Here is a 13,471-nt window from a genome sequence, read left to right as displayed (position 1 = left end):
ACCCGCCTGTGACGGTTTCTGTCAGGCGCTAGCGGCTATCGCAAGCGTCCCGCTGTTTTCCTTGGAGAGGTACGCCGCAGGCTTCTTCGTCAGGATTTTCAGGACACGTGCCAGCGTATCCGGAATATCGTGGCGTTTGACCACCATATCGACCATACCGTGCTCCAGCAGGTATTCCGACGTCTGGAAGCCTTCCGGCAGCTTTTCGCGGATCGTCTGCTCGATGACGCGCTTGCCGGCAAAGCAGATTTCCGCGCCGGGCTCGGCCAGATGCAGGTCGCCGAGCATCGCGTAGGATGCCGTGACACCGCCAGTGGTCGGGTTTGTCAGCACAACGATGTAAGGCTGCCCCGCCTCCTTCAGCATGTCGACGGCAACGGTCGTGCGCGGCAGCTGCATGAGCGACAGGATGCCTTCCTGCATGCGAGCGCCACCCGAAGCCGGGAACATGACCAGCGGGCACTTCTCGGCGATGGCGCGCTCGAATGCCTTGACAATCGCCTCGCCGGCGGCAATGCCGAGCGAACCGCCCATGAAGTTGAACTCATGTACGACAGCGACGAGCTTCAGACCGCGAACCTTGCCGACACCGGCCACGATCGTGTCTTCCTGGTCGGTCTTGATGCGGCTGTCGCGAAGGCGATCCGTATACTTCTTGGAATCGCGAAACCTCAACGGGTCCTGCGCGACCTTCGGCTGTACGAGCGCTTCATAAGCGCCGTCATCGAAAAGATCGGCAAGTCGTGCCTTCGCGGGCATCTTCATGTGATAGCCCGAGGCCGGGATGACCCACTTGTTGTCTTCCAGATCCTTATGGAAGACCATCTCGCCCGTTTCCGGGCACTTGATCCAGAGGTTCTCCGGCACTTCGCGGCGGCCCAGCATGGAATTGATGCGGGGGCGGACGTAGTTGGTGATCCAGTTCAAGTCGAAAACTCCTGATTGACTGTTGTCAATGTGGGGAAACTATTCGGCAGCAACAAGGCGCGCCGAACGTGTGCCCGTTGACAGTCCACGAACGAGCGTGGCGACGGCCTGAACGGTATCGGCGGTTGCCTTCCCGTCCTTGGTGAGGCTCGTTGCCACCTGATTGACGATTGCAGTACCGACAACAACACCATCGGCCGAGCGGCCGATGACCTTTGCGTGGTCGGCGGTCTTGACCCCGAAACCGACGCAGACGGGCAGCTTGGTGTGCTCCTTGATGCGCTTGACGGCACCCGACACGAGAGAGGGGTCGGGCAGGGCCGAGCCGGTGATGCCATTCATCGAGACGTAATAGACGAAGCCGGAGGTGTTCCGCAGAACGGTCGGCAGACGCTTTTCGTCGGTCGTCGGGGTCGCCAGACGAATGAAATTGATCCCCTTCTTGAGGGCTGGGATGCAAAGTTCGTCATCCATTTCCGGCGGAAGGTCGACCACAATGAGCCCGTCGATGCCGGCCGCCAGCGCGTCGTCCAGGAACTTGTCCACGCCGTAGATGTAGATCGGGTTGTAGTACCCCATCATCACGATCGGCGTGGCGTCGTCGGTCTTACGGAAATCGGCGGCAAGCTGCAGCGTCTTCTTCAGCGTCTGGCCGCCCTTGAGAGCACGCTGGCCTGCCATCTGGATCGCTGGACCGTCGGCCATCGGATCGGAGAACGGCATGCCGAGTTCGATAACGTCGGAACCGGCCTCCGGCAGAGCCTTCATGATGCCGAGCGAGGTTTCGTAGTCCGGATCACCGCCCATGAAATAGGTGACGAGTGCCGGTCGGCCTTCCGCCTTCAGATCGGCGAAGCGTTTATCCATACGTGCGGTCATGACTTACTCACCCATTCCCAGAATCTTGCCGACAGTGAAGATGTCCTTGTCGCCGCGGCCGGAGAGGTTCATCAGGATGATCTCGTCCTTGCCCATCTTCGGGGCCCGCTTGATGACTTCGGCCAGAGCGTGCGACGGCTCCAGCGCCGGAATGATGCCTTCAAGGCGGGTGAGCGTCTGGAAGGCTTCGAGTGCCTCATGGTCCATGATCGGCACGTATTCGACGCGGCCGATGTCGTTCAGGTAGGAATGCTCGGGGCCGATGCCGGGATAGTCGAGACCCGCGGAAATCGAATGGCCCTCCTTGATCTGGCCGTCGCCATCCTGCAACAGGTAAGTGCGATTGCCATGCAGGACACCAGGCGAGCCTGCCGTGATCGAGGCGCAGTGCTCGTCGCCATTGAGGCCCTTGCCGCCGGCTTCGACCCCGACGATCTCGACGCCCGCGTCATCGAGGAACGGATGGAAAATGCCGATCGCGTTTGAACCGCCGCCGACGGCAGCGATGATGAGATCCGGCAGGCGCCCTTCGGCTTCCAAGATTTGCTCACGGGCTTCGGTGCCGATGACGGCCTGGAAGTCGCGGACCATTTCCGGGTAGGGATGCGGGCCGGCGGCCGTGCCGATCAAGTAGTAAGTGTCGTCGACGTTCGTGACCCAGTCGCGTAGCGCCTCGTTCATGGCGTCCTTGAGCGTGCCGTGGCCGGCAGTCACGGGCTTCACTTCGGCACCGAGCAGCTTCATGCGGAACACGTTCGGCGCCTGGCGCTCGACATCGGTTGCGCCCATGTAAACGACGCAGGGAAGACCGAAACGGGCAGCGACCGTCGCAGATGCAACGCCATGCTGGCCGGCACCGGTTTCAGCGATGATCCGGGTCTTGCCCATGCGCTTGGCAAGCAGGATCTGGCCGATGCAATTGTTGATCTTGTGCGAACCGGTATGGTTCAGCTCCTCGCGCTTGAAGTAGATCTTCGCGCCACCGAGCTCAGCCGTCAGGCGCTCGGCGAAATAGAGCGGGCTCGGGCGGCCGATATAGTGAGCGCCGAGATGCTTCAGTTCAGCCTGAAATTCCGGATCATTCTTCGCCTTGTTCCACTCGTCCTGTAGGTCGAGGATCAAAGGCATCAGCGTCTCGGCGACGAAACGGCCGCCGTAGATACCGAAACGGCCGTCTTCATCAGGGCCGGAGCGGAAGGAATTCGGTTTTGGCGTCTGGTTCACTCTCAACTCCCTGAGGCCGTTTCGGGTTGATTGGCCCTCTCGACCGCATCGAAAAACTCATCGATCATTGCGACGTTCTTGACGCCGGGTGCGCTTTCGACACCGGAGGACGCATCGATCCCCGGCGCCTTCGTAATGGCAAGCGCCTCGGCAATGTTACCTTTGTTCAAGCCACCGGAAAGCATGTAATCCACATTGTCGTCAAGCCAAGTGAGCAGGCTCCAATCGAAGGAAACGCCGTTGCCACCGGGCAAATCCGATCCTTTCGGCGGCCTCGCATCGAAGAGGAAGCGATCGGCGACGCCGATATAGGCCTCGACCGGCTTCAGATCATCGGCCGTCCGCACAGAAAACGCCTTCATCACAGGTAGCCCGTAGACCGCCTTTATGGTCAAAACGCGCTCCGGGCTTTCGTCGCCATGCAACTGCAAGATATCGGGCTTCAACAGCGCCACGATCTCATCGAGATCGTCGTTGGTCGGGTTGACGACGACGGCAACGATCTTTGCCTTGCCGCGGGCCGGCTCCGCAAGCTTGCCGGCAATGTCGGGCTCGACGTAGCGAGGGCTCTTCTCAAAGAAGATGAAGCCGATATGCGTGGCACCCCGCGCCAGGGCGCGATCGATTGTTTCAGCCGTCTTCAGCCCGCAGATTTTGATATCCGGTTTCATGGCAGCGAAGTGACACGAAATGCGCTTGGAGTCGAGGCAAATCGCGACAAAAGCCGAATTTTGCGCGGCTTCGATCACTCGAAATCGATGGCGTGCAGCTGGCTGCCGTGGCGCTTCAACCAGGCCTTCGCCTCTTCCATGTGAGGGCAGAGCTTCTTGCAGAGCGCCCAGAAGCGTGGTCCGTGGTTCATCTCCTTGAGATGCGCGACTTCATGTGCCGCAAGATAGTCGACGACGGACGGTGGCGCCATCACGATGCGCCAAGAAAAGCTCAGGTTTCCCTCAGACGAGCAGGAACCCCATCGACTGCGGGTATCCTTCATGGCGATCGACCTGATCGGTGCACTGATCGAGCGAGCATGCAGTGTTGCCACTTTCTCGAGATCGGCTCGCGCTTCCTTCTTCAGGAACGTGGCAATCCGGCGTCCGAGATGCTCAGGCATGCCGCTGACCTTCAACACCGGCTTGCCATCAACAACGATCGCTTCCGTCAGCCCGCGAAGGCTGCCGGTGTGGTGAATGCGATGAGATGCGCCACGAAATAGTATGGTGCCACCGTCCCGCAGGCCACTGTCGCTCGAGAATTTGGCAAGTTTGGTGAGCAGCCAGCCCTGATGGCGGTCGAGGAAGGCGTTCACTTCACGTTGCGCCAACCCACTCGGGATCGTCATTTTCAGGCCCCGGCCGCCTGGTTCAATCCGCAGGGTGATGCGGGTCGCTCGCTCGTGCTGCTTAATCGTAAGCGGCATCAGGCGCCCCGCCACATCAAGCGTTCGCGTCTCGGGCGGAGCCGGTTTTCGAACGCTACGGCGTGAATTTGCGAGGAGCGGGAACATGGGTATTTTCTATATGATTCGCCGGAATTCTTTGCAAAGAAAAGCCGGCATCGAGGATGCCGGTTCAAGTTCCAGTGCTGAACAGTCCTGGGGATCACGGAGTCTGGTATTCTGCTACCGGACCGTTGTCGTCGCGCTTGGCGTTCTTGCGATCGCGCATGAAGCGGTCGAACTCTTCCTGATCCTTAGCGCGGCGCAGTTCGCGTACGTAGGAATCGAATTCCTCGCGCATCTCATCAAGCTTGCGACGCTCTTCTTCCAGCCGGTCGAGCTCGGCCTTCCGCCAATCGTCGAAGGCGACATTGCCCGTCGGGAAATGAGGGCGATAACGGCCATGCGAACGTCGGCAGCCGGCAAAGAATCCATCGGCGGTGCTGTTTGCGTCACGCTTGAAACCGCGCAAACGCTCCCCAAAGATGATGTAGGCGAGCATGGCGAGACCCAGAGGCCAGAAAACCACGAAGCCGAGGATCATCAGGGCAATGGTAGCCGGAGTCCAATCCGGCCGAAGCAATGCTGACTGGTTCATCGTGCGGTGTCCTCGCATTTTCCGCGCCCGGCGAGATGCCGAACGCTGGAATCGATGTGGTTACACCCCCAGCCTGCTTCAAGGCAGTCTGCGCCCAAATCGGACAACACCTTGAAATGAAATCGCTAATTCAGACGCGCCTAAATCAGCCGGACTTTCCGCCCTTGATAACCCTCTTTACCACAGGCTTTCCCGTCCGCGCATGTTCCCTCACGAAGTTGACGATGCGCGGCGCGATTTCGCGACGGAAGCGCGATCCGTTGAAGACGCCATAGTGGCCGACATCGGGCTGCAGGTAATGCATGCGCATGTTCTCGGGAATGTTGACGCAGATCGTCTGAGCGGCCTTTGTCTGGCCGACGCCGGAGATATCGTCGTTCTCCCCTTCCACAGTGAGAAGTGCCACATTGCGGATCGCAGCGGGGTCGACAAGCTTACCACGGTGGAACAGCTCACCCTTCGGCAGCGCGTGCTTGATGAAGACTTGATCGACCGTCTGCAAATAGAATTCGGCGGTCAGATCCATGACCGCGAGATATTCGTCGTAGAAGTCGCGGTGTTTCTCGGCCGGCTCGCCGTCGTTCTTCACCAGATGCATGAAGAATTCCTTGTGGGCGATCACGTGCCGATCGAGGTTCATCGACATGAAGCCGGATAACTGCAGGAACCCGGGATAGACCGGACGCATGAAGCCCGGCTGCGGCCACGGCACATTCATGATCACATTATCGGCAAACCACTCCAGCGACCGTTCCTTGGCGAGCTGGTTTACGGCCGTCGGGTTGATGCGCGTGTCGATCGGCCCACCCATCAGCGTCATCGACGAGGGCGAGAACGGGTCGTTTTCCGCCTCCATGACGGCAGCGGCGGCCAGGACCGGCACGGAGGGCTGACAGACGGCAATGACATGTGTATCCGGACCGAGGAAGCGGAGCATCTCGATGACATAGTCGACGTAATCGTCGAAATCGAAGGTGCCTTCCGTCATCGGCACCATGCGCGCATCTATCCAGTCCGTGATGTAGATGTCGGCGCTAGGCAACAGCGCTTCGACTGTACCGCGCAGCAGCGTCGCATAGTGACCGGACATCGGCGCAACGATGAGAATGCGCGGGTCGGTCGCATGGCCGCTTGGAACATTGCGCGCGAAATGGAGTAGATTGCAGAAGGCGCGTGACCACACGATCTCTTCCCGCACGGCAACCTTTCGGTCGCCGATGACGGTGTCGTTCAGATCAAACGACGGCTTGCCGTAACGGCGGGTCGTGCGCTCGAACATTTCGAGACTTGCCGCCATCGTGCGCCCCCAGGGCGTCTGGGAAATCGGATTGAGCGGATTGGCATAGACCATGCGCATGATATCGGCGAAAGCACGATAAGGCGCCAATGCGGCATGGTTCAATTCATAAAGCTGGTAAAACATGAGATGCGCCACCTTTCTCTAATCTGGAAGACGACGCCGATTGAAAGGCATCGGATTCTTTCCAACGACGTGCTGGCACCTCAGCGCAGATTAACAGGTTTTTGTTGCGCAGCATCATTGCCATCCGCACCGCAAAAAGAAATGCCGAGGTTTTATCCCCGGCATGATGGTGCCCTCGAATCCTTAAAGATCGCAGAATGGATGTCAACGATCCGCCAGGAAGGTCTGCTTCTGCGTCCCCAAACCTTCGATACCGAGCTCCACCACGTCGCCAGCCTTGAGGAACCGCGGTGGCTTCATGCCCATTCCAACCCCCGGAGGCGTACCGGTCGAAATCACGTCGCCCGGATGCAGCGACATGAACTGGCTGAGATAGGACACGATAAAGGCGACGCCATAGACCATCGTCTTCGACGAGCCATTCTGCATGGTTTCGCCGTTCACCTTCAACCACATGCCGAGGTTTTGCGGGTCGGCTATTTCGTCTTTGGTGACCAGCCAGGGGCCAATCGGACCGAACGTGTCGCAAGACTTGCCCTTCGTCCACTGGCCCGCGCGCTCGGTCTGGAAGGCGCGCTCCGAGACGTCGTGGGAAACACAATAGCCGGCAACATAATCAAGCGCATCGGCTTCGCTGACATACTTCGCCGTCTTGCCGATGACGACGCCGAGTTCCACTTCCCAATCAGTCTTTTCGGAACCGCGCGGGATCAGGACATTGTCGTTCGGCCCAGCAATTGCGGAGGTCGCCTTCATGAAAATGACAGGCTCCGGCGGGACGGTCGCGCCGGTTTCAGCAGCGTGATCGGAGAAATTGAGGCCGATGCAGATAAACTTTCCGGTGCCTGCAACGCAGGCGCCAATCCGGCCGGACGCGACTTCCGGGAGGCTCCTCGGATCGAGAGCCTTGAGTTTCGACAGGCCTTCGGGCGAAATCGCGTCACCGCCAATGTCCGAGGCGTGCGCCGAAAGATCGCGGATCTTGCCATCGGAATCGAGCAAGGCTGGCTTCTCGTGACCAAGCTCTCCAACACGCATAAGCTTCATAACATTTCCTCCTCAGCAAGTTCGACGTTTTGATCACCTATGAACGAGATATTCACCGGTGTCATTATGGCTTTTTGCCGAAGCGGTACGCTGCTTCAGAAAATTTCCGCCAGATTAGGCCCCGCGGGCACGATCCTCGACGGGTTCAGGCGTTCGATCGAGTAATAACCGCGCTTGATATGATCGAAATTGACCGTTTCAGCGACACCCTGCGCGGCGACAAACAAGGTGAGACTCAGCGTCAATCAGGATGAGACTCGGCGGCGGGGGTGTGACGAAGGGAGGGCGTAGCCCGACTGGAGTTACACCCCCGCCGCGGCGCAATTTTTCGGCGTCTCATGATCGCGGTTGGCCCGGTAGCGTCGGTGATTTTCTGAGAATGGAGAATCACCTTTGTGCCGGGTCGCCATGTAACCGATCATCAGACGAGGCTTTTTATGAAGTACCGACAAAACAACCCCATTGAGGTCGCTGCCGCCAAGGCGTCGATCAGCCGGGCGACGGCTTACCGCATCGAGAAGGATGCGCGTCTTCCATCGCAGACCAAGCCGCCGCGCGACCGGCGTCGCCCCGATCCCCTTGAGCACATCTTCGACGCCGAGGTTGTTCCGCTCCTCAAGGCCGCGCCCGGCATCCGAGCGGTCGCCGTTTACAACGAGATGCTGCGGCGTCATCCAGAGCTGTCAGAAGGTGTTCGCCGTACGATTGAGCGTCGTATCCGATCATGGCGGGCTGTTCACGGTCAGGAGCAGGAAGTGATCTTCCGTCAGATGCACGAACCCGGTCGGTTAGGACTGTCGGATTTTACCGACATGGGCAGCCTCGGCGTGACGATCGCCGGCCAATCGCTCGATCATCTGCTTTATCACTTCCGGCTGGTCTGGTCGGGCTTCGAGCATGCCCATGTCATCCTGGGTGGAGAGAGCTTCGTCGCTCTGGCCGAGGGGCTGCAGAACGCCCTGTGGTCGGTTGGCGGTTCGCCGCTCTATCATCGCAGCGACAGCTTATCGGCCGCCTTCCGCAACCTCGATGCCGACGCCAAGGTCGATCTGACGCATCGCTACGACGAACTGTGCGCCCATTATCGCATGACGCCGACGCGCAACAACAAGGGCGTCGCGCACGAGAACGGCTCGATCGAAAGTTCCCACGGCCATCTCAAGAATGCGATCCGCGATGCTCTGCTGATGCGCGGAACCAGGGACTTTGGCGACCTCGGATCCTATCGCGCCTTCATCGATGAGATCGTCAGCCGCCGCAATGCCGCACATGGCAAGCGCATCGATGCCGAGCGCACGCATCTGCAAGCTCTTCCCGATCGTCGCACCACCGACTTCGAAGAGGTCATCGTCACCGTATCGAGCACCGGCGGCTTCGCCTTGCGCAAGGTCTTCTACACCGTGCCTTCCCGTCTGATTGGCCACCGGCTGCGGGTGCGTCTGTTCGACGATCGCCTCGACGTCTTCATCGGCGGCACGCATCTGCTGACATTACCCCGAGGCCGCGCCCATGCGAGTGGCAAGCACGATCAAGTCGTCAACTATCATCACGTCATTCATTCCCTGCGCAAAAAGCCGATGGCGCTTTTGGGGCTCGTCTATCGCGACAAGCTCTTCCCCAGGCCGGAATATCGCAGGACTTTCGACGCGCTCATCGAGCAACTGCCCGAGCGGCAGGCTTGCAAGATCACCGTGGAACTGCTTGCCTTGGCTCACGATCGCAGTTGCGAGCGTGAACTGGCCGAGGAGCTTGCCAAAACGCTCGACGCCCACAAACTGCCTGATCTGGCGGCTTTGAGAGCGGTCTTCAGCCCGGACCCGGATCAGTTGCCGATCGTTCATGTGCAACTCGCGTCGCTCAATGGTTATGAAGCCCTGATCGGCACGGCCTATGCGGGAGAGGTCGCATGAAGAGCAACATCCACACAGTCGATGAAGCCCGCCTCGGCATCATGCTCAACGAACTGAGGCTGCCGACGATCAAGACGTTCTGGCACCAATTTGCCGAGCAGGCCGATCGGGAAGGATGGCCTGCTGCCCGTTTCCTCTCGGCCATCGCCGAGCATGAATTGGCCGAACGCGCCCATCGCAGGATCGAAAGACACCTCGCCGAGGCCCACCTGCCACCCGGAAAGACGCTCGACAGCTTCGCCTTCGACGCTGTTCCCATGGTCTCCAAGGCCCAGGTCATGGCGATTGCAGCCGGCGATAGCTGGCTCGCCAAAGGCGCCAATATCCTGATGTTCGGTCCGCCCGGCGGCGGAAAGAGCCATCTCGCCGCAGCCGTCGGCCTCGCGCTAATCGAGAACGGCTGGCGCGTGCTCTTCACCCGCACGACCGATCTCGTCCAGAAGCTTCAGGTCGCGCGGAGGGAGCTTCAGCTCGAAGCCGCCATCGCAAAGCTCGACAAGTTCGATCTTCTCATCCTCGACGACCTGGCCTACGTCACCAAGGACCAGGCCGAAACGAGCGTGCTCTTCGAACTCATCTCCGCAAGATATGAGCGGCGTTCCATCATGATCACCGCCAATCAGCCCTTCGGAGAATGGAACCGCGTCTTTCCAGACCCGGCCATGACGCTTGCCGCGGTGGACCGACTTGTCCATCACGCAACAATCTTCGAGATGAATGTCGAAAGCTACCGGCGGCGTTCGGCCATGGAAGCCAAACGCCAGCGCGGCAGACCCGCCTCATTCGCGACAATCAAAAGCTCTTCCCAGCTTGTCGCGGAGCGGCAATCAGAACACGATGAAACTCTTGCCAGCGACAATCAACATGATAACTTCGCTCCAACCGCGACATAAGAATCTCATCCAGATTGTCGCTCGCGTCTCATCCTGATCGTCGCGCTATAGACACCCGGCCAGTCGAGCATCCGTCGGCAAAACTGGCGAAGATTGGGGTAATCGGAAAGACGCCTCAGATTGCATTTGAATAGGCCGTGATAAGCGATATCGAAGCGCACCAGCGTCACAAATAGGCGAATGTCGCCTTCGGTCGGATGGTCGGCGAACAGCAAGGGCTGCTCGCCAAGCTCTTTCTCCACCCAATCGAGGCACTCGAACACGCCGGCCAAAGCTTCCTCATAGGCAAGCTGCGCGGTGGCAAAGCCTGCGCGATAGACGCCATTGTTGAGGCTCGGATAGATACGCTCGTTGAAGGCATCAATCTCAGGGCGGCGAGCAGCGGGGTAGAGGTCGATCGGATTGCGAGCAAGATCGCCGAAGCCTTCGTTCATCATCCGCAGAATGTCAGCCGACTCGTTGTTGACGATCGTCTGCAACTGCTTGTCCCAGAGCACAGGCACCGTCGCGCGGCCGGTAAAATCGGGCGCAGCGCTGCTATAGATCTCGTGCATATGGGTTGCGCCCTGGATATGATCTTGCGTAGCGCCCGGATAGTCGCCGAACCGCCAGCCCTGTTTCGTCAACGCCGGCTCGACGACAGAAACCGAGATGGCCGATTCGAGCCCCTTCAACTTTCTGCCGATCAATGTTCGCGACGCCCAGGGGCAGATATAGGCCACATAGAGATGATAGCGTCCCACCTCGGCCTTGAACCCACCCTCTCCCGTCGGGCCTGCAGCGCCATCCGGGGTTACCCAATTGCGGAAGCTGGACGTCTGGCGGACAAAGCCGCCCTTCTCGTCCTTGGCCTGTACCGGCTGCCAATCTTCCGTCCACGTACCGTTCACGAGCAAGACGCTTTTCCTCTGATTGTGATATTGGCAGAACCTAGCGTGCCTTTGCGCGCCTGGGAGGCCACTATTGTTGAAACAGAGTGTACACCGTCAAGCACAGCGAAGGTTGCTTGCCAAGTCCATCGGACGGAGCCTAATACCAACGAGCGCTAATCAAAACCGGTGCGCCCAGTCACGCATTCCAATCGACATGATCTTCCACGGCTGAGCGACCAGCTTGTTCCATGCGTCGCAGCAATGGGCGACGATGTCCTCGTAATCTTTGAAGATCCGGTTGGACAACCAGTTGTCACGCAGAAATTGCCACACGTTCTCGACGGGATTTAATTCGGGCGAGCGTGGCGGCAGGAAGAGCAGTGTGATGTTGTCGGGCACATCGAGCTTCGGCGTGACATGCCACCCCGCCTGATCAACGATCAGCACGGCATGAGCGCCGTCATCGACGGCCTGGCTGATTTCGATCAAATGCTGGTTCATGGCGCTGGTGTCGCAGTAGGGAAGAACGAGACCCGCACCTTTGCCCTTCTTGGGGCAGATAGCGCCGAAGATATAGGTCCACATCGTGCGTTGATCGTGTGGTGCCGAAGGCCTTGTTCCCCTGCGTGCCCATCGCCGGGTGATCTTGTTCTTTTGGCCTATCCGAGCTTCGTCGGCCCACCAGAGCTCAATCTCGACGTTCTTCGGGAGCCTGCCTTTGATGGCTGCCAGTGTGGCGGGGAACTTTTTTTAAAACTCTCCAGGTCGCCTTCGTTCTGGGCGTAATGGCGCGGGCGGGCAGACAGCTTTGCAAAGCCGAGCGCCTTCAATTCGCGGCCAATGGTCGTTTCATCGACGGATATCCGATATTCTTGGAACAGCCATTGAGCAAGATCCTTGCGCCGCCAGCGCACAACGCCATGCACCGCCGGTATCGGGCCACTTTCGACGATCTTTGCCAAAGCCTGGCGATGCACGTCGGAAAGCTTTCCTTGATTGCCGGGTGCTTTGCCATTGATGAGCCCCGACGGGCCACGCGCATTGAAGCGAATAACCCAGTCGCGGACAATTTGCAGGGTCACGCCTCCGATCCTGGCCGCATCGCTGCGGGAATGGCCATCATAGATTTCGGCAAGGGCAAGAAGCCGCCGAGCCTGTGCCGCATCCTTCGTGCCTTTGGCCAACGCCCGAAGAGCGAAGCCGTCGAAGTCATCGCGCAGTGGAATTCCTGATGTCATCCGCAAACCTCCGTTTGCGGTATTGATTCAGAACTCAACTGATTTGGAAACCTCAAAAAGAGTCAGAGATCGCTCACGCTGGTATAAGACAGGCGAGATGGAGTTCGATATGCCTGTTTCAACTTCTACCGTCGCCACCGCGCACGCCAGCAAGTATCTTCAGCAACTCTGCAAACACTGGAGCCATAGGTTTGCCGTGGAATTCACCGCAGAGATTGGCCGCGTACCCTTCAGCGACACCGCCGAGCTGACGTTTGCTGCCGATCCCGGTGCACTCAACCTGACGCTGTCGGCAGCCGACCCGTCACAGCTTGAGCGATATGAGACTGTCGTCGCCGATCATCTGAAGCGATTCGCTTTCCGCGAAGAGCTCGACATTACTTGGAATGCCTGACAAACCGCACTCGGAAAAGCCATGACAAAGAGCAACAGCCGCGAATCCCAGTACCCGATCAACCCGTTGTTCCTGGAGCGGTGGTCGCCGCGTGCATTTACCGGCGAAGAGATCGATGAATCGGATCTCCTGACAATTCTGGACGCCGCGCATTGGGCACCATCGTCTGCTAACCAGCAGCCGTGGCGTTTCATCTACGCGCTCAAGGGCTCTGAGGACTGGGGCAAGTTCGTCGATCTGCTGGTCGAATCCAATCAGGAATGGGCGAAGAACGCTTCGGCACTGATCTACGTTGTCTCAAGGGGTTTCAACGGCGATTTCTCAGAAGGAAGGACGAGCTACACGCATTCCTTCGACGCCGGCACGGCTTGGGGCTATCTCGCGCTTCAGGCTCGGCTTTCGGGTTTCTACGCCCACGGCATGGGTGGCATCAAGCACGGCGAGATCCAGCAGACCTTTTCCATCCCCGAAGGCTACCGGGTCGAAGCGGGCGTGGCGCTGGGGCGCCTCGCAGACAAGAGCACGCTTTCGCAGCGGAACCAAGAACGGGAAGTTCCGAGCCACCGCAAGCCTCTCTCAGAGGTCGCCTTTCGAGGCAAGTTTATCGTGAACTAGTCGCTATGGGCAA

Annotated in this window: 13 protein-coding genes and 2 pseudogenes; 4 read left to right on the top strand and 11 right to left on the bottom strand. The window is 59.2% G+C overall.

Annotation, left to right across the window (positions count from 1 at the left end; all coding sequences use genetic code 11):
* Positions 1-21: 21 nt before the first annotated feature.
* The 9 genes and pseudogenes from accD to WGT02_RS01095 all read right to left on the bottom strand — a co-directional run.
* Positions 22-927 carry an acetyl-CoA carboxylase, carboxyltransferase subunit beta gene (accD, locus tag WGT02_RS01135; protein ID WP_024313190.1) on the bottom strand — a complete coding sequence of 302 codons (906 nt, stop codon included), beginning with the start codon at positions 925-927 and terminating at the stop codon, positions 22-24.
* 39 nt (positions 928-966) lie between these two features.
* Positions 967-1,806: a tryptophan synthase subunit alpha gene (trpA, locus tag WGT02_RS01130; RefSeq protein WP_208249397.1), complete on the bottom strand. Its 840-nt coding sequence runs from the start codon at positions 1,804-1,806 to the stop codon at positions 967-969.
* Between the two features lie 3 nt (positions 1,807-1,809).
* A complete protein-coding gene (trpB, locus tag WGT02_RS01125) occupies positions 1,810-3,030 on the bottom strand; it encodes a tryptophan synthase subunit beta (RefSeq protein WP_024313192.1) in 1,221 nt (406 codons plus the stop codon).
* A gap of 2 nt (positions 3,031-3,032) precedes the next feature.
* A complete protein-coding gene (locus tag WGT02_RS01120; RefSeq protein WP_024313193.1) occupies positions 3,033-3,701 on the bottom strand; it encodes a phosphoribosylanthranilate isomerase in 669 nt (222 codons plus the stop codon).
* Between the two features lie 74 nt (positions 3,702-3,775).
* Entirely contained in the window at positions 3,776-4,537 is a 762-nt protein-coding gene (locus WGT02_RS01115; protein WP_024313194.1) for a M48 family metallopeptidase, read from the bottom strand.
* A gap of 94 nt (positions 4,538-4,631) precedes the next feature.
* Positions 4,632-5,066 carry a DUF2852 domain-containing protein gene (locus WGT02_RS01110; RefSeq protein ID WP_024313195.1) on the bottom strand — a complete coding sequence of 145 codons (435 nt, stop codon included), beginning with the start codon at positions 5,064-5,066 and terminating at the stop codon, positions 4,632-4,634.
* A gap of 145 nt (positions 5,067-5,211) precedes the next feature.
* A complete protein-coding gene (locus WGT02_RS01105; RefSeq protein WP_024313196.1) occupies positions 5,212-6,489 on the bottom strand; it encodes a polyhydroxyalkanoate depolymerase in 1,278 nt (425 codons plus the stop codon).
* Between the two features lie 204 nt (positions 6,490-6,693).
* Entirely contained in the window at positions 6,694-7,536 is an 843-nt protein-coding gene (locus tag WGT02_RS01100; RefSeq protein ID WP_208249399.1) for a fumarylacetoacetate hydrolase family protein, read from the bottom strand.
* A gap of 95 nt (positions 7,537-7,631) precedes the next feature.
* Positions 7,632-7,745 (bottom strand): annotated as a pseudogene (locus WGT02_RS01095) (glutathione S-transferase family protein); the annotation flags it as partial.
* A gap of 228 nt (positions 7,746-7,973) precedes the next feature.
* Between WGT02_RS01095 and istA the strand changes: the two are divergent.
* Both istA and istB read left to right on the top strand, forming a co-directional pair.
* Positions 7,974-9,446, top strand: a complete 1,473-nt coding sequence (gene istA, locus WGT02_RS01090; protein ID WP_208245170.1) for an IS21 family transposase — start codon at positions 7,974-7,976, stop codon at positions 9,444-9,446.
* A complete protein-coding gene (istB, locus tag WGT02_RS01085; RefSeq protein WP_208245168.1) occupies positions 9,443-10,339 on the top strand; it encodes an IS21-like element helper ATPase IstB in 897 nt (298 codons plus the stop codon). The genes istA and istB overlap by 4 nt, the downstream gene beginning before the upstream one ends.
* A 50-nt stretch (positions 10,340-10,389) precedes the next feature.
* Here istB and WGT02_RS01080 read toward each other — a convergent pair.
* Positions 10,390-11,235: pseudogene (locus WGT02_RS01080) on the bottom strand (glutathione S-transferase family protein); the annotation flags it as partial.
* Between the two features lie 153 nt (positions 11,236-11,388).
* Positions 11,389-12,449 (bottom strand): IS630 family transposase gene (locus WGT02_RS01075; RefSeq protein WP_208245220.1). Its coding sequence is split into 2 segments (ribosomal slippage): positions 11,389-11,957 and positions 11,957-12,449, totalling 1,062 coding nucleotides; the frame shifts between segments, so codons are not numbered across the junction.
* A gap of 97 nt (positions 12,450-12,546) precedes the next feature.
* On the opposite strand from WGT02_RS01075, the gene WGT02_RS01070 reads away from it, so the two are divergent.
* Together WGT02_RS01070 and WGT02_RS01065 are read left to right on the top strand one after the other, a co-directional pair.
* Positions 12,547-12,843 (top strand): DUF2218 domain-containing protein, encoded by a 297-nt coding sequence (locus WGT02_RS01070; protein ID WP_024313198.1) that lies wholly within the window; start codon positions 12,547-12,549, stop codon positions 12,841-12,843.
* Positions 12,844-12,864: 21 nt separating this feature from the next.
* Positions 12,865-13,458: a nitroreductase family protein gene (locus WGT02_RS01065; RefSeq protein ID WP_024313199.1), complete on the top strand. Its 594-nt coding sequence runs from the start codon at positions 12,865-12,867 to the stop codon at positions 13,456-13,458.
* Positions 13,459-13,471: the final 13 nt, after the last annotated feature.

The sequence above is a fragment of the Rhizobium sp. T1470 genome (assembly GCF_042140505.1).
Classification (GTDB): Bacteria; Pseudomonadota; Alphaproteobacteria; order Rhizobiales; family Rhizobiaceae; genus Rhizobium; species Rhizobium favelukesii.
Note: the sequence above shows the minus strand (reverse complement) of the source record. Positions and strands in the feature narration are given on the sequence as shown.

Bases quoted from the DNA above. Each gene is read 5' to 3' on its own strand.
- WGT02_RS01100 (WP_208249399.1), bottom strand. From the start codon at position 7,536: ATGAAGCTTATGCGTGTTGGAGAGCTTGGTCACGAGAAGCCAGCCTTG.
- WGT02_RS01110 (WP_024313195.1), bottom strand. From the start codon at position 5,066: ATGAACCAGTCAGCATTGCTTCGGCCGGATTGGACTCCGGCTACCATT.
- WGT02_RS01070 (WP_024313198.1), top strand. From the start codon at position 12,547: ATGGAGTTCGATATGCCTGTTTCAACTTCTACCGTCGCCACCGCGCAC.
- istB (WP_208245168.1), top strand. From the start codon at position 9,443: ATGAAGAGCAACATCCACACAGTCGATGAAGCCCGCCTCGGCATCATG.
- WGT02_RS01105 (WP_024313196.1), bottom strand. From the start codon at position 6,489: ATGTTTTACCAGCTTTATGAATTGAACCATGCCGCATTGGCGCCTTAT.
- WGT02_RS01065 (WP_024313199.1), top strand. From the start codon at position 12,865: ATGACAAAGAGCAACAGCCGCGAATCCCAGTACCCGATCAACCCGTTG.
- WGT02_RS01115 (WP_024313194.1), bottom strand. From the start codon at position 4,537: ATGTTCCCGCTCCTCGCAAATTCACGCCGTAGCGTTCGAAAACCGGCT.
- trpA (WP_208249397.1), bottom strand. From the start codon at position 1,806: ATGACCGCACGTATGGATAAACGCTTCGCCGATCTGAAGGCGGAAGGC.
- istA (WP_208245170.1), top strand. From the start codon at position 7,974: ATGAAGTACCGACAAAACAACCCCATTGAGGTCGCTGCCGCCAAGGCG.
- WGT02_RS01120 (WP_024313193.1), bottom strand. From the start codon at position 3,701: ATGAAACCGGATATCAAAATCTGCGGGCTGAAGACGGCTGAAACAATC.